This window comes from Neobacillus mesonae, from assembly GCF_001636315.1.
Classification (GTDB): Bacteria; Bacillota; Bacilli; order Bacillales; family Cytobacillaceae; genus Neobacillus; species Neobacillus mesonae.
Genome location: NZ_KV440949.1, coordinates 3,595,034 through 3,610,375 on the forward strand (window position 1 = coordinate 3,595,034; position 15,342 = coordinate 3,610,375).

At 38.1% G+C, this 15,342-nt stretch carries 13 protein-coding genes and 1 riboswitch; of the genes, 9 read left to right on the forward strand and 4 right to left on the reverse strand.

The features are described from left to right. The first annotated feature begins 57 nt into the window (after positions 1-57). Complete coding sequence (locus tag A6749_RS16700) at positions 58-657, forward strand: nitroreductase family protein (protein ID WP_153043072.1); 600 nt, start codon at positions 58-60, stop codon at positions 655-657. Between the two features lie 80 nt (positions 658-737). On the opposite strand, the gene A6749_RS16705 is transcribed toward A6749_RS16700, so the two are convergent. Beyond that, positions 738-866 (reverse strand): hypothetical protein, encoded by a 129-nt coding sequence (locus A6749_RS16705; RefSeq protein ID WP_066392290.1) that lies wholly within the window; start codon positions 864-866, stop codon positions 738-740. A gap of 119 nt (positions 867-985) precedes the next feature. Between A6749_RS16705 and A6749_RS29415 the strand changes: the two genes are divergently transcribed. After that, positions 986-1,597, forward strand: coding sequence for a CBO0543 family protein (locus tag A6749_RS29415; RefSeq protein WP_066392292.1), 612 nt, complete (start codon positions 986-988; stop codon positions 1,595-1,597). A gap of 373 nt (positions 1,598-1,970) precedes the next feature. Here A6749_RS29415 and A6749_RS16715 read toward each other — a convergent pair whose 3' ends face one another. Beyond that, entirely contained in the window at positions 1,971-2,090 is a 120-nt protein-coding gene (locus tag A6749_RS16715; RefSeq protein ID WP_066392296.1) for a hypothetical protein, read from the reverse strand. A gap of 141 nt (positions 2,091-2,231) precedes the next feature. Continuing rightward, positions 2,232-2,374: riboswitch (cyclic di-AMP (ydaO/yuaA leader) on the forward strand. A 164-nt stretch (positions 2,375-2,538) separates the two neighbouring features. Here A6749_RS16715 and A6749_RS16720 point away from each other — a divergent pair. The 7 genes from A6749_RS16720 to A6749_RS16750 all read left to right on the forward strand — a co-directional run bounded on the left by A6749_RS16720 (position 2,539) and on the right by A6749_RS16750 (position 13,314). Then, entirely contained in the window at positions 2,539-4,365 is a 1,827-nt protein-coding gene (locus A6749_RS16720) for an APC family permease (protein ID WP_066392300.1), read from the forward strand. Positions 4,366-4,560: 195 nt separating this feature from the next. Beyond that, positions 4,561-4,947, forward strand: a complete 387-nt coding sequence (locus A6749_RS16725; RefSeq protein ID WP_066392304.1) for a BlaI/MecI/CopY family transcriptional regulator — start codon at positions 4,561-4,563, stop codon at positions 4,945-4,947. Further along, positions 4,947-6,743, forward strand: coding sequence for a BlaR1 family beta-lactam sensor/signal transducer (locus A6749_RS16730; protein WP_066392310.1), 1,797 nt, complete (start codon positions 4,947-4,949; stop codon positions 6,741-6,743). The genes A6749_RS16725 and A6749_RS16730 overlap by 1 nt, the downstream gene beginning before the upstream one ends. Positions 6,744-6,864: 121 nt before the next feature. Then, positions 6,865-8,919: a peptidoglycan D,D-transpeptidase FtsI family protein gene (locus A6749_RS16735; protein WP_066392314.1), complete on the forward strand. Its 2,055-nt coding sequence runs from the start codon at positions 6,865-6,867 to the stop codon at positions 8,917-8,919. Positions 8,920-9,290: 371 nt separating this feature from the next. Next, a complete protein-coding gene (gene bla, locus A6749_RS16740; protein WP_066401018.1) occupies positions 9,291-10,205 on the forward strand; it encodes a class A beta-lactamase in 915 nt (304 codons plus the stop codon). Positions 10,206-10,458: 253 nt separating this feature from the next. After that, positions 10,459-11,847: an aminotransferase-like domain-containing protein gene (locus tag A6749_RS16745; protein WP_066392326.1), complete on the forward strand. Its 1,389-nt coding sequence runs from the start codon at positions 10,459-10,461 to the stop codon at positions 11,845-11,847. Between the two features lie 138 nt (positions 11,848-11,985). Next, positions 11,986-13,314, forward strand: coding sequence for an MFS transporter (locus A6749_RS16750; protein ID WP_066392332.1), 1,329 nt, complete (start codon positions 11,986-11,988; stop codon positions 13,312-13,314). A gap of 690 nt (positions 13,315-14,004) precedes the next feature. On the opposite strand, the gene A6749_RS16755 is transcribed toward A6749_RS16750, so the two are convergent. Beyond that, complete coding sequence (locus A6749_RS16755) at positions 14,005-14,583, reverse strand: nucleotidyltransferase family protein (RefSeq protein WP_066392340.1); 579 nt, start codon at positions 14,581-14,583, stop codon at positions 14,005-14,007. A gap of 34 nt (positions 14,584-14,617) precedes the next feature. After that, positions 14,618-15,094, reverse strand: coding sequence for a GNAT family N-acetyltransferase (locus A6749_RS16760; RefSeq protein ID WP_066392345.1), 477 nt, complete (start codon positions 15,092-15,094; stop codon positions 14,618-14,620). Between the last annotated feature and the right edge of the window lie 248 nt (positions 15,095-15,342).

Consider the following 15,342-nt stretch of genomic DNA (forward strand, 5'->3'; position numbering starts at 1 on the left):
TTCAAGATGTTTTATTTAGAGATTATTGAATGGAGGAATACTTTTATGACAAATGCGTTGAAAACAGATTTTTACACTGCCATTAAAGAAAGACGTTCTATTTACGGAATTAATAAAGATGTACAGGTATCGGATGAAAGAATTAAAGAAATTGTAGAATTTGCTGTGAAATATACTCCATCAGCTTTCAATTCTCAAACTGCTCGTCTTGTTGTATTATCGGGTGAAGCACATAATAAATTATGGGATATTACAACGGAAACATTAAAAAAAGTGGTTGGGGATGGAGATTTTTCAGGAACTCAACAAAAAATGGATTCCTTTAAAGCAGGCTATGGAACAGTATTATTCTTTGAAGATGAAGCGATCGTGAAATCACTTCAAGAACAATTTGCTTCATATGCTGATAACTTCCCAATTTGGTCAAACCAAGCATCAGGTATGCACCAATTAGTTGTATGGACTGCATTGGAAGCAGAGGGATTAGGAGCATCATTACAACACTATAATCCACTAATTGATGATGAAGTGAAAAAAGAATGGAATATCCCTGATAATTGGAAACTTATGGCGCAAATGCCGTTTGGTAATCCAACAGCTACACCAGGAGAAAAAGAATTCCAACCACTTGAAAATCGTGTGAAATTTTACAAATAATAGTGTCAGTCTCTTTTAGTTTTAAGAACCAGTTTCCTTAATTGAAACTGGTTCTTTTAAGATTTAAAAGTAGAGGGCAATTACTCTACATCATAATCTATGGTTTCCTTAAATTGTTCTTCTGTCGGCTCCCCATATAGCTGGTTAATTTCTTTAACTAGCTCATCCAAAAATTCATCCGATACGATGGGATTCTTTTCTTTGTGCATGTCATTCTCCTTAGGATTCGAACGAAATGATTATTTAAAAGTAAACAAATTTAAGAAACAAAATATCTACTTTAGGGAAACCTCTTACTAAGATTAATTATTATCTAATGAGGTTTGAAATGAGAAGGAAACGAATAATTAGAAATAGGCATTGTGTTTTGGTACTAAGCGTTATCTTAATAACGATCTTGAAAGGTTCTTGGCGTGAGATTCCTAAGTATTATAAAAATATGGTTTACGTTAGTTTAATTAATGCCTTATATTATTTACTGTGCAGAAGACATCTCGTTTGGGAGTTTATTCCTAACGGTGTAAACTGGTTGGCTATTAGAATAGTCCATACAGTGATCGTTACTCCGTTAATTGTTCTCGTATTCTTAAGCAAGATGCCAAATACACTTTTTAAGCAATTTATTTACTTTGTACGTTGGTTTACAATAAGTTCTGCAGTTGAATATTTCATTCACAAAAAACATTTAATTCTTTATGCTCATGGTTGGAATGTTTTTTGGTCAGGAATATTATACGTTAAGATGTTTTTGTACAGTCATTTATTTACTAAACGACCTATACTTTCATTATTCCTATCTTTGTGTTCAACTGTTTATTTTATTTTTAAATTCAAGGTTCCATTAAAAATAATGCACTTTTCCAGGTTTTTTCAACCATTAGTTGATTTATACTACCATACATTTTTGGATGAATTATTTACAAGGAAAAAATTCTTATAATTAAATTCCTCTATATTTGCCCCTTATTTCATTAAAATAAAGAGCCAAAAATATGCAAGAAGATTTACTTGCGTATTTTTGGCTTACTTACATTTATAAGTTGTTTATAATTTAATTCGAAATCGGGATTTGTCTAAAAACTTTATAAGTGATGGGAGAGAAAATTTTAAAATGATTGATAAGAAATTTAAATGTACAACCAAATAAGCACCTATTCATAGGAAAACATTGTCGATACCCGTAAAAGATTTCCCGGAAAATAACCTATCCTTCAACAAAAATAGATTAATTTTTCAGAAAATACAAACCCGCATACTTATTATGAAATGTTCTTGGACATATGAGGTTTTTATAACAGGTAGTGTAACTTCATTTAATCATTTTCATCCTCCATGATTTGTTCTTCCGTTGGCCCACCGTACAGCTGGTTGATTTCTTTCACTATCTCATCCAAAAATTCATCCGATATGATGGGATTCTTTTCTTTGTGCATGTCATCCTCCTTAGGCTTCGAACGGAATGATTATTTAAAAGCTATCCACTTTACTAACCTTTCCTTTTCCATCCACTTTAATCATTTGAAAAAATTTATTTACAATTGCTAAGCATAGGAGTAATATATTCACAGTTTCAAATTTCTAAATCGCTGAAACCATTAGGTACGGGGGAACCATTTTTGTGGGTTGTTACTGACCCAAGGGGTGAATCCTTTCATGGTAGGGCTACTCAAAGGTCCGAATCCGACAGCTAACCTCGTAAGCGTTATATTGAGAAGGAAGGTGGAGCTTGTGACATTCGTAAAGTGATGTGTCTACAGGTCTATTTTATGTGACTTGCAGGCACTTTTTTTTATTCGTGTAAATTTTTCTTCCTTATGAGAATTTATCTTTGATAAGGGAACAACTAATGTATTGATACACTTTCTTGGCGGTGAGTAATTAATGTTTTCATCTATAAAAAGGCTCTTAATTGGACGGCCTTTAAAATCCCATGAATTGGGAGAACAAAAACTTAACAAAACGAAAGCATTAGCCATCCTTTCTTCTGATGCTCTATCATCTGTTGCATATGGACCTGAGCAAATTTTGATCGTCTTATTTACGATCAGCTCAGCAGCATTTTGGTACTCGATTCCTATAGCAGTTGGTATACTCATTCTTTTAACAGCCCTTATATTGTCTTATCGACAAATCATCTATGCTTATCCTCATGGGGGCGGGGCTTATGTCGTTTCAAAAAGTAATTTAGGTGAAAACGCAGGTTTAATAGCTGGTGGTTCACTATTGGTGGATTACATACTGACTGTTGCCGTGAGTGTGTCTTCCGGGACTGATGCGATTACATCTGCTTTTCCTGCTTTACATGGCTATAATGTGGAAATTGCGATTACATTTGTCATCTTTATCACCATTTTGAATTTAAGAGGAGTAACCGAGTCTGCTTCCGTTTTATCTTATCCCGTTTACTTATTCGTTTTAGCTTTATTTATATTAATTGCTGTGGGTATATATAAAATTGTAACGGGAGGGGTTTCTCCGCAATTACACACCCCAATCGGTACACCAGTGGCTGGAATCAGTTTGTTTATCCTTTTAAGGGCATTTGCTTCAGGAAGTTCCGCTTTAACTGGGGTTGAAGCGATATCAAATGCGATCCCGAACTTTAAAGACCCTGCTCCAAAAAATGCAGCGAAAACATTAATGGCAATGGGGGCGCTGCTTGCCATTCTGTTTTCAGGAATTGTATTTTTAGCCTATTATTACGGGATTTCTCCAAGTGAAAAGGTGACCGTTGTTTCGCAAATTGCCGAAGAAACCTTCGGGCGAAATTTTGTTTATTTCTTTATTCAAGGAACGACAGCATTGATTTTAATCCTTGCTGCGAACACTGGATATTCCGCTTTCCCGCTGCTGGCAGTGAATCTTGCGAAGGATAAGTTTATTCCAAGAATGTTTCTGATTAGAGGGGACAGATTAGGATATTCAAATGGCATCATCATCCTAGGAATTGCTTCTATCCTGCTAATCATTGTGTTTAATGCAACAACAGAGCATTTGATCCCGCTGTACGCAATTGGCGTCTTTCTGCCATTTACTTTGTCTCAGTCAGGCATGATGGTGAAATGGCTGCGGGAAAAGCCCAAAGGGTGGGTTCCCAAATTTATTGCTAATACAACGGGTGCCGCTATTAGCTTTACCGTTACATTCATTTTCTTGATAACAAAATTCTCACAGGTATGGCCAATCTTAATCTTTCTACCGATCATTGTCTACCTCTTTCATCGAATTAGAAAGCATTATAAAGCTGTTGGAGACCAGCTTAGCCTTAAAACGTGTGAATCGCCTGTCACGATCAAGGGCAATGTCATGATCGTGCCTGTTGCGGGTATGACTCATGTCGTCGAGAATACCTTAAATTATGTTAAATCTCTTTCACCTGACCAAATTATTGCGGTATATGTAGCATTTGATCGAGAAGCTGAGAAGCAGTTTGAAGAGAAATGGAAGACGTGGCAGCCTGACGTAAGACTGGTGACACTGTACTCTTATTACAGAAGTATCATCAACCCGCTGAGGAAATTTGTAGATATTGTCGAGCATAAAGCCAGCGAAGGGAATTATCGGGTAACGGTTGTTATTCCACAATTTATCCCCAAAAAAGGCTGGCACAATTTTCTTCACAACCAATCAAGTTTGCTCATTCGAACCTTCTTACTTTATAGAAGAAATGTAGTGGTAGCAACAGTTCCTTACCATTTGAAAAAATAAGAAGAGGGGCAATAAAGCAGCCCCCTTCTTTGAAATTGTGGCGATTGTTCCAGTGGAGCAGTCGCTTTCTTTTTAATGGAGCTTAGTAAAAATTAGGGATTAATTACTAAAGGCTAAAAACCGCAAATATCCTTTATGTATTTGAACCTTCTTGCTATAATAAATACTACAGTTGTAAAAGTTAGGGGGGGTATCATGAAGGAGATTCCACAAATATCAGAAGCAGAATATGAAGTGATGAAGGTTATCTGGTACTATGAGCCGATTTCGACACCTGAGGTAGTGGAGAAATTTTCGAATAAGAGTGATTGGAAACCAAATACCATTCACACCATGCTGGCGCGCCTAGTTAAGAAAAAAGCCTTGCATGCAAGAAAAGATGGGCGAGTGTATATTTATACTTCACTGGTAGAAAAGCACGAATTTGTTGAGCAAAAAAGTAAATCCTTTCTGAAGCAGTTTTTCGGTGGCACGATAAATTCAATGGTATTAAATTTTATTGAAAATGATCAGTTATCGAATGAAGATATTTCGGAATTACAGAAAATATTATCCATGAGAGATAAGAAAGGGGAAAAATAATGGATACCATGCTGCTGCAGATTTTAGTCAGTACAATCGTGGTATCCCTCCTTATTTTCATCATTCTGTTAATCAAAAAGCTATTAAACCATCATATGACAGTGAAAGCACATTATCATATATGGTATTTTCTTTGCATTCCAACACTAGCTGCCCTTTTACCATGGAATCATTTTCGTCTTGGAGAAGGAACTCACTATTTAAAAAGCTTACTTACTTTTCATAGAGAAGCGCCATCTAGTAGTGAAAGGATGAATGGAGTAGATGCCTCTCAGGCGTCAAACAGCGATATATTACATGATTTCGCTGTATCGGTAAACAAGGCAGCGCCTGATTTCGTCTACCATACATTTTTTACAGTTTGGGTCATTGGAGTGGTTCTTTTTGTTGGGGCTGCTGTTTATTCAAACTACCAAATCTATCAAATCAAAAAGTCGGCTTCGGCAGTTGAAAACCAAGAACTGAATAAACTATTAGAAGCGTGCAAAGAGATGGTTGGGGTGAAAAGAAACATCCGGCTGCGGGAGAGCTCTCTTATTTCTTCTCCGATCACGTTCGGGATTCTTCAGCCCTTAATTATTTTACCAAGCAAAACGAGGGAAGCCTTCTCGTTAAATGAATTAAAATACGTGTTTTTGCACGAATTGCACCATCATAAAAGCAAAGATCTGTTCGTGAATTACGTCATGTGGATGGTTCATATTATTTATTGGTTTAACCCATGCGTCTGGTATGCGCTTAAAAGGATACGAATGGATCGAGAATTGGCCTGTGATGCATCTGTTCTAAATCTCTTGGATGAGAGCGGATATATCGAATATGGGCATACCATCATTCGTTTTGCTGAAAAAAAATATAATCGTACCCTTGAACAGTTTACTCCAGGCATAGGTGGGACAAAAAAACAAATCAAACAAAGAATTCTGTACATTGCAGGCTACTCTAGAGATTCTCTATTATTGAAATGGAAAAGCAAGGTCATCTGTGCTGTTTTAGGAATTGTTGTGCTATTCCTTGCGCCAATTACAACTGTTATTGCCAGCCCAGATGATGTGTATCAGTTTAGCGGGAAGAATGCGGTCTATGAAGATCTAAGCTCCTATTTTAAGGGCTACAAGGGCAGCTTTGTTTTATATAATCCCTCTAAAAATCAATATCAAATTTTTAATCGAGAGATGAGTGAACAGAGGATTTCTCCTGATAGTACCTATAAAATATATTCGGCCTTATTTGCATTGGAATCCAATGTGATTTCCCTGAATAGCAATAAACAGGAATGGGATGGGAAAATTTATCCCTTTCCGGAATGGAACCAAAATCAAAATTTAGCGACTGCCTTAAGCCAATCCGTGAATTGGTATTTCCAGAATACGGATCGAGAGGTAGGGAGAAAGCCGCTGCAAGATTATTTTCACAGGATAAAATACGGGAATGAAGATCTTTCTGGGAATTTGGATAGTTACTGGATGGAATCTTCCTTAAAAATATCACCCATTGAACAAGTCCAATTATTATACCAATTAGAAGAAAATCAATGGGGGTTTAAAGCGGAAAATATCAAAACGGTAAAGAAGGCACTTTTAGTAGATGTGCAAAAGAACGGGCGGTTGTATGGTAAAACGGGAACCGGAACGATTAATGGAAAGAATGTAAATGGCTGGTTTATTGGCTTTGTCGATAAAGGTGATGATCGTTTTTATTTTGCCATTAATATTCAAAATAAGGATGGTCAAGCCCAAGGAAGTAAGGCAGTGGAAATTGCCAAGCAGATCCTGCACCATAAAAAGATCTATTAATAATTATCCCTAGAAAGGTTTACTCTTCCTTTTTGGGGCTTTCTTGGTTATAAATACTACAATTGTAGTATTTATAACTATCTTGTACACAAATTACCCAGTATGAAAGGGCCGATGTGTTTTGAAGAAGAAAAAGCAGAAGGAAAATATAGTAAAAAACCAAATCCGATGGAGACTGAATGGTCTCTTTTTCATGGTCTTTGTTCTTTTTTCTATCCTGATTCTTCGCCTTGGCGTTATCCAAATTATTAAAGGAGAAGCCTACGCTGCTCAAGCAAAGAAGACAGATGTGACACCCGTCAGCTATTCCGTCCCACGTGGAAAAATATTTGATACGAATAATAAGTTAGTAGTCTACAATATTTCAGAAAAGGCGATTATCTATACACCGCCGAAAAATCCGCAGCCGGGTGAATTGCTGGAACTGGCCAAAAAGTTAAATGCCTTTCTGGTCATGACTGATAAAGAGATCAATAAAGTGACTGATCGGGATTTGAAGGATATCTGGCTATTAGTACATAACAATGGCACGGATTTAATCACAAAAAAAGAGGAGAAATTATACAAACAGGAAAAGCTGAATGACAAGGATTTATATAAATTAAAATTGAACCGCATTAAAGAGAGCGATCTCATGGCAATGGACAAAAACCTGGCGGCTATCTATCGGAAACTTTCGTCCGCCATCGCTTTAACTCCGACAATTATCAAAAATGAAAATGTAACAGATGAAGAATATGCGAAGGTCAATGAAAATCTGGAAAACCTGTCGGGTGTGGATGTTTCGACCGATTGGAAAAGGGGACGCACCTATGGGGAAACGTTTTGGAATATGCTCGGGGAAGTAACGAGTGCAGATGAAGGTCTCCCGGCAGAAAAGGTAGATTACTATAAGGCTAAAGGGTACGAACTGAATGACCGTGTCGGGAAAAGTTATATTGAAGAACTGTACGATGGCGTGTTGCAAGGGCAAAAGGAAATAGTGAAAACAGTGACAGATTCAAATGGAAATGTGGTGAGTACAGAGACTGTATCGGAAGGGAAGAATGGCAAGGATATTGTTCTGACCATTGATATGGAGTTTCAAGACCAAGTGGAAAAAATTATGCAGGAAGAGTTAGTCCGTGCAATCCAAAAGCCGAATACGGATACGCTTGACACTGCCTTTGTTGTAGCAATGGAACCGAAAACCGGCCGAATTCTTGCCATGGCAGGAAAGGTGTATAACAGGGAGTCCCGGGAGTTTACAGATTTTACACCGGGAACCTTCACTTATGCGTTTGAACAGGGATCCGTTGTAAAAGGAGCCACCGTATTAACTGGATACCAAACGGGTGTAAGGGATTTCGGGGAAATCGAGCTGGATGAAATCATGCGATTTAAGGGGTCGGGAACCTTTTCCTCTTACCAAGTCATGAACAGAATTAACGAATTAGAGGCATTAGAGCGTTCATCAAACGTTTATATGTGGAAAACCGCCATTGAAATTATGGGAGGCAAATATGTCCCCAATGGCACATTGAATATCAATCCGAAAAAAATTGAAACCATCCGCTATTATTTTAACCAATTTGGCTTGGGCATCCCGACCGGTATTGGCTTTGGTAATGAAACAGCGGGAATTAAAGGTACCAATCCAAGCACCTACTTTCAAATTGCCATCGGACAATTAGATACCTATACGCCAATGCAAATTGCCCAGTATATTACAACGATTGCCAATGGAGGATTCCGGATGAAGCCCCAATTGGTGAAGGAGATTCGTGAACCCAATATGAATGGCAATGAACCGGGCAACGTAATCGATGAAATTGAACCAGTGATGTTGAATCGGGTGGATATGAGTGAGAAGATGCTTAAGAGGGTTCAACAAGGTTTTTGGCTGGTTACCCATGGTTCCAAAGGAACAGCGAGAGGATATTTTAAAGACGAACCGTACAATGCCGCTGGTAAAACTGGGACCTCGGAATCTTATAAAAATGGGGTGAAGACTTGGAATCTTTCTTTTGCTGGTTATGCCCCATTCAATGATCCCGAGATTGCCATTGCTGTTATTGTGCCAAATGCCTACCGTGATGGTTATGCTCAGCCGCACAGTGCAGCTAATATCATCAGCCAACGGGTTTTTCGGGCATATTTTGATCTTAATGAAAAAGGACGACCAACTACAAAATGAGGTTGACATCTATCTACTACAAATGTAGTATTATTTGTGTATCCTAATACTACATTTGTAGTATTTTTCGCAATCGAATATTACACATGTAATCAAAATTGATGAAAGGAGGAAATTATCCCTCAGCATTAGGGGCAGCTTAGAGTTATGAAAAAGTAAGATTGAATAGGCTTAAATAAGATGCAAACAGAATAAGTTTTTTGTTGCATAAATAATGAAATTGAGTTCGAAAGTAATACACAATTTTTTGACTCTGTTGGTTATTAGCAGATCAGTGTTAATCAAAAGATAATGATTAAACCCGTTTTAAGGACATCAATTATTAATGGAAAGAGGTTAAAATCATGAGGAAAACACATAATTTTTTCAGTATGAATAGTTTTATAATTGCCCTGCTTGTGCTAATGGTTGCAATTGTACCCCTCGCCGGCTGGTCAATGACCACCAATAACCTTTCTGACAAGGACGAAAAGACAGTCAAGAAAACACCAGCCCCCCAAATACACCGTAAGTTTGCAGATCTTGAGCACAAATTTGACGCTAGGCTCGGAGTCTACGCTATCGATACAGGTACAAATCGGACCGTTTCCTATCGGCCTAATGAGAGGTTCGCTTACGCATCTACGTTCAAAGCACTAGCCGCAGGTGCATTGCTGCAGCATTACTCCCTTGACCAACTGGACGAATTAGTCAAATACAGCAGGGAGGACATAGTTACATATTCACCCGTCACAGAGCTTCACGTAGATACTGGGATGACTCTCCGGGAAGTTATTGAGGCAGCTGTTCGATATAGCGACAACACCGCAGGGAACCTATTATTAAAAAAACTAGGAGGCCCTAAAGGATTTGAAACAGCACTAAGGCAGATTGGTGATAACGTTACCCAAGCTGATCGCTACGAGACGGAGTTGAACTCAGCTGTTCCTGGAGATCCACGTGACACCAGCACACCAAAAGCACTTGCTGCCAGTCTCCGGGCTTTTGCAGTCAGCGACTTGCTCCCTTCCGAAAAGCGTACGATTCTGATAGATTGGATGAGGGGAAATGCCACTGGAGATGCATTAATCCGTGCTGGTGCACCAAAAGGCTGGGAAGTCGATGATAAGAGCGGGGCAGGAAGCTATGGAACGCGGAATGACATCGCGATTGTTTGGCCGCCGAATAGAGCTCCTATTGTCATCGCAATTCTATCCAGCCGTGATACACAGAATGCCACCTATGACAATGCGCTTATCGCAGAAGCTGCCAAGGTCGCACTTAACGCTCTGAATGTGAACAGATAAATAAACTTTCTCATCACTATTCTCAATTACCATCGTGAAAAAGCTTATGATTCAGCCATCATACACAATCATTTGAAAGATATAGTATGTGATGGCTGGATTTTTTTCTCTATAATAATAGGAATGAACAACATCTAGGTAATCGCAGATTAGGTAATCGGATATTCGCTAATAGGCATAAAATCAAAACAAGGATTATAATTGTTTTATAAACCTGTACAATCATAAAATTGTGTGAAAAAGGATGCTTATTATGCCGATTAATTCTTTTGAGAACTATCCGATGAGCTGGAAGCCATCCATTGATAAAACTAAAAAACCTTTGTATCAAGAACTCGCAAGGCAATTGGAAAAGGATATATTGAACGGAGTTTTATTACCAGGAACAAAACTTCCTCCACAGCGAGAACTGGCTGATTATTTAGATTTAAATTTGAGTACCATTTCAAAAGCGTTTAAAGTGTGTGGGTTAAAGGGCTTGTTAAGTTCATCTGTTGGAAGTGGCACATTTGTTTCATATGACGCCTTATCGAATGCGTATTTGCTTGATGATACAAAGCCAAAGCATTTAATTGAAATGGGAGCAACTCTGCCAGATAATGCTTCCTATGAGCCACTGCTGCTCCAACTGAAAAATATGCTGCAAGAGCCAGATTATGAAAAATGGTTTGGTTATGGTCGGGCAGGTGAAAGCCTTTGGCAAAAGGATGCCGCTGTAAAGTTAATCGGTAGGGGTGGATTTGAAACAACAGTTGATCACATTTTATTTGCAAATGGGGGCCAAAACGCGATTGCTGCTACATTGGCGAGTCTTTGTCGGCCAGGAGATCGCATTGGTGCTCATGATCATACGTACCCGGGCTTAAAAACGGTTGCAGCGATGCTTAGTTTGCAAATAGTTCCAATAAAATCAGATAACTATGAAATGAGTCCAGATGCCTTTGAAAATGCGTGTAAAAATGAAAATATTAAAGGCATTTACTTAATCCCAAATTATCATAATCCAACAGCTTCCTGTTTGTCTGTCGAGAATCGAAAAGCGATTGCAGCAATTGCCAAAAAGCATAATCAGTTCATTATTGAAGATGCGACGTATCATCTCCATAACAAGGAACCACTGCCAGCGGTCGCATCATATGTACCAGAACAGGTCATCTATATTGCAAGTCTATCAAAATCAATAGCACCTGGGTTACGACTAGCTTATGTAGCGGTGCCGAGTCAATTTAAAGAACTAATTTCAAAGGCACTTTATAACTTAAATATAACAGTGTCCCCGTTATTAGCAGAATTGACAGCACGTACAATTGTATCGAATCAATTTGAAGTCTTAATTGAAAGCCATCGAGAACAAACCATTCGCAGAAACCAAGTCGTAAATCAATATTTGGCTGATTTTACTTGCTTAGGTGGTGAAACAGGCATCTTTCGTTGGCTGCTGCTACCAGGCAAGATTACAGGTGCTGAATTTGAAAGGTTAGTTGCACAGCAGGGTGTACAAGTGTATGCTGCTGAACGTTTTGTAGTTGGAAATAGTTGTCCAGAGCGGGCTGTAAGGGTTGCTGTCTGTGCACCAGAAACTCACGAAGAGCTTGAGCGAGGATTGATGATTCTTAAACGTTTACTAAACGACCTAACCTAATATGATTTGCCATACTTTTATTATATTGATTGCCATACAATTATAATATTGTATGGCTTTTTTGTGCGTGTTAAGATGTTTGAAAACTACGGAAAATTATATGAAATAGTATGAGTCTTCTAGAAAGGTGGGTTTAGTATGTTACAAGACAGCGTAAAAGAGTCAGACGCTCAATCAGCTTGGTTACAAGTCTACATTAGTTCTCCAGAAAAACAAAAACAACTATATAAAAGAACGTTAATGGTAGTTGTCATATCCCAAATTTTTGGAGGAGCGGGACTTGCAGCAGGAATAACAGTAGGCGCACTCCTAGCTCAAGACATGTTAGGGACAGATAGTGTAACAGGATTACCTTCGGCGTTATTTACTTTAGGGTCAGCGGGGGCTGCACTGCTTGTGGGACGACTTTCTCAAGCGTTTGGACGTCGTTCTGGACTTGCGGCGGGATTTTTGGCTGGAGGAATCGGTGCCATCGGAGTCGTTATTTCAGCATTAACCAATAGCATTCTACTTTTATTTGGTTCACTGCTAATCTATGGTGCTGGCTCGGCTACAAACTTACAAGCACGCTACGCAGGAACGGACTTAGCGAGTTCAACACAAAGAGCAAAGGCTATTAGTATGGCCATGGTTTCTACCACATTCGGTGCTGTTGCTGGCCCAAACCTGGTGGATGTAATGGGTGAGTTTGCGATATCTATAGGAATTCCTGCTTTAGCTGGTCCATTTATATTAGCTGCTGCAGCTTATATACTTGCTGGTTTGGTTCTTTTAATTTCACTTCGCCCAGATCCCTTTATTGTGGCAAAAGCAATATCCAATGCGCAAAGAACAAGCAGTAATTTACGTTTAGAGGAAAATTCTAATTTGTTATCGATAAACAGACGAGGAATTTTTGCGGGAGCTTCAGTCATGGTTCTGACTCAATTTGTTATGACTGCCATTATGACGATGACACCCATACATATGAGACACAATGGACATGGTTTAAATGAAGTAGGACTTGTCATTGGATTTCATATAGGGGCTATGTTTTTGCCTTCTTTAGTAACAGGTTACCTTGTTGATAAAATTGGCCGTGCTGCTATGGCCATTGCGTCTGCCATTACACTGCTTGCTACTGGCATTCTAGCCGCTATGGGGCCTGCTGATTCAATGGTAGTACTCATTATTGCACTTGCTTTACTTGGACTTGGCTGGAATTTTGGTTTAATTAGCGGTACAGCCATCCTTGTAGATTCAACCCCGCCATCTACTCGGGCTAAGACGCAGGGGTCTGTAGATGTTTGGATTGCTTTGTCAGGAGCGTTAGGAGGAGGCTTATCTGGACTAGTTGTAGCACATTCAAGTTATGCTGCCCTTTCAATTGCTGGTGCTGTGCTTTCATTACTGCTTATTCCCATTGTTATTTGGGCTGGTATCGGCAAACAGAGTAAGATTACTAAAGTAAAAACAACTCAAAATTAAGCTTGCTATTAGAGTAAAGGCAGCTATAAATTTATAAAATAACTGTTAAACGTTAATAATGGGGAATAGCGGAGGGGATTCCTAAATACGGAAAATAAATTTGCTAAGAGAACTCGTTTATTAACAAATTAGAAAGTATACACACGGTCGAAAAGAGGAAGGAATATGAAAAATCCTATAGTCATTGTTGGGAATTTAAATAACAAGCCTTTATGAAAACGAGCTTTTAGATACAATACCTTCGATAATTAAATAAGTTGATGAGTGGAGGGAGTATAGGATAAAAATGATGAAAGCTATGCAAATCCCGTCTAAGGGAGAAAAGATGAAACTAGTAGAGATCCCCGTCCCCCAGCCGGGAGACGGACAAGCTGATGCTGTTCTGAATATTTCTGTGTGAAAAAACAGTCTCATAGAAAGGTTCCATGGGACAGAATCAGCTAAGAAATCGAAAAAACAATAGAAAGGTTCTATTGGTCAAAACCAGCTAAGGAATCGAAAAAAGTGTCTCATAGAAAGGTTCTATGGGACAGTAACAGCTAAGAAATCGAAAAACCTGTCCCATAGGAAGAGTCTATGGGACAGAATCAGCTAAGAAATTGCAAAAACAGTCTCATAGAAAGGTTCTATAGACAGAACCAGCTAAGGAATCGCAAAAACAGTCTCATAGAAAGGTTCCAAGGAACAAGTTTAATAGAAACTCTTAATATGATGGATTTTTAAATCACCCCAGATTGATTTCCAATTCTTTTTTCTAAGGCGGTCTTCATAAATTTTGATCCTTTCTTTGGTCTCGGCAAAAAAAGGAGTCGGTTTTACCACAAAATTAACAACATCATGAATTCCGCACGGGGCTGTAAGTATGACATTGTCTTCTGCATCTAATTTAACCCCTAAAGCTGTTGCGGTTTCCGGAAATTTAGATATAGCGTCAACAGAGGATGAATAAGGGTGAATATTATTTTTAACATGCATTCGTGCTTCGTTTTTAACCGACCAGGGAATATGAGGATTGAGGGTTCTGAGTTTTTCCTCAAGTTTCTTTTCTTCTGATTCATCCGTATTTACCGGGTCAAAATAGATGACATCAATATCTTGGAGAGGGGTTCTTTTACTGAAATTGTGTAAAGTATCCCATATTTTTGATCGAACAAAACCAGCGCAAACCCACCAATCTGGCAAATTCAATAATTTTGCTGCTTTTAATATATCCATCATCCATTTATCTTCTTTTATAAGCGTTATAATTTTATCCTCATTCAATTCCATTTGAAAATTGCTCCTTATAGCATTCATTAAATAACTATTCATCCAAAATTTTTTCGAACATAACCATATCTAATGCTCTTATTCCATTTTCAAAAATAGGCTCAGGATAATCTTTAAAAAAGTCTTTTTTGATTTCAAACATTCTAAATCCGAGCTTTTGATAAAAGGCTAGATTTCCAATACTCGAATTGGCTGTTCCAACGATTATTTTCTTAATACCTTTTCTTTTGTAAAAACTAAAGGCTTTAGTAACAACTAACTTTCCTAATCCCTTACCACGATGCTTAGGGTCTAGTGCGATATTTTTTAATTCAACCACTTGCTCCGAATGATAAGTAAACAAGGCAACTCCAATCATTTCGTCTTCAAAGCGAATAGAAAACAGATCGCCATCATTTATGTACGTATTAACGGCTATTTCGCTTTCGTCAGCTAGAAGGAGATAATCTAAATATTGTAATCTATTCTGTTGATCAACTGGTTCTAATTTTATTTGGTGCAAAATTGTCATAAGATACTCCTTTTTATTTATTAAATAACAGTTTGTTAGAAAAAGACTAAGAAAATTTAACCTACTTACTAAGTCTTTTTTTAGGATTTGTAAATCTCCACTTCGTAAAAGTATTATGCCTTACCTAATTTTATACTAAATTTGGAATTTTGAGTGATAAACATAATACTGGATTGTTTGCTAAAAGACGGGAAATATTAAATAAAAAACACCCGTTGCTGAAGATCAAGAAAATATCATGGTTGCTG

What these genes read in the sequence shown, in the direction of transcription:
- A6749_RS16705 (WP_066392290.1), bottom strand. Translation starts at nt 866, where the DNA reads ATGCACAAAGAAAAGAATCCCATCGTATCGGATGAATTTTTGGATGAG.
- A6749_RS29415 (WP_066392292.1), top strand. Translation starts at nt 986, where the DNA reads ATGAGAAGGAAACGAATAATTAGAAATAGGCATTGTGTTTTGGTACTA.
- A6749_RS16715 (WP_066392296.1), bottom strand. Translation starts at nt 2,090, where the DNA reads ATGCACAAAGAAAAGAATCCCATCATATCGGATGAATTTTTGGATGAG.
- A6749_RS16720 (WP_066392300.1), top strand. Translation starts at nt 2,539, where the DNA reads ATGTTTTCATCTATAAAAAGGCTCTTAATTGGACGGCCTTTAAAATCC.
- A6749_RS16725 (WP_066392304.1), top strand. Translation starts at nt 4,561, where the DNA reads ATGAAGGAGATTCCACAAATATCAGAAGCAGAATATGAAGTGATGAAG.
- A6749_RS16730 (WP_066392310.1), top strand. Translation starts at nt 4,947, where the DNA reads ATGGATACCATGCTGCTGCAGATTTTAGTCAGTACAATCGTGGTATCC.
- bla (WP_066401018.1), top strand. Translation starts at nt 9,291, where the DNA reads ATGAATAGTTTTATAATTGCCCTGCTTGTGCTAATGGTTGCAATTGTA.
- A6749_RS16745 (WP_066392326.1), top strand. Translation starts at nt 10,459, where the DNA reads ATGCCGATTAATTCTTTTGAGAACTATCCGATGAGCTGGAAGCCATCC.
- A6749_RS16750 (WP_066392332.1), top strand. Translation starts at nt 11,986, where the DNA reads ATGTTACAAGACAGCGTAAAAGAGTCAGACGCTCAATCAGCTTGGTTA.
- A6749_RS16755 (WP_066392340.1), bottom strand. Translation starts at nt 14,583, where the DNA reads ATGGAATTGAATGAGGATAAAATTATAACGCTTATAAAAGAAGATAAA.
- A6749_RS16760 (WP_066392345.1), bottom strand. Translation starts at nt 15,094, where the DNA reads ATGACAATTTTGCACCAAATAAAATTAGAACCAGTTGATCAACAGAAT.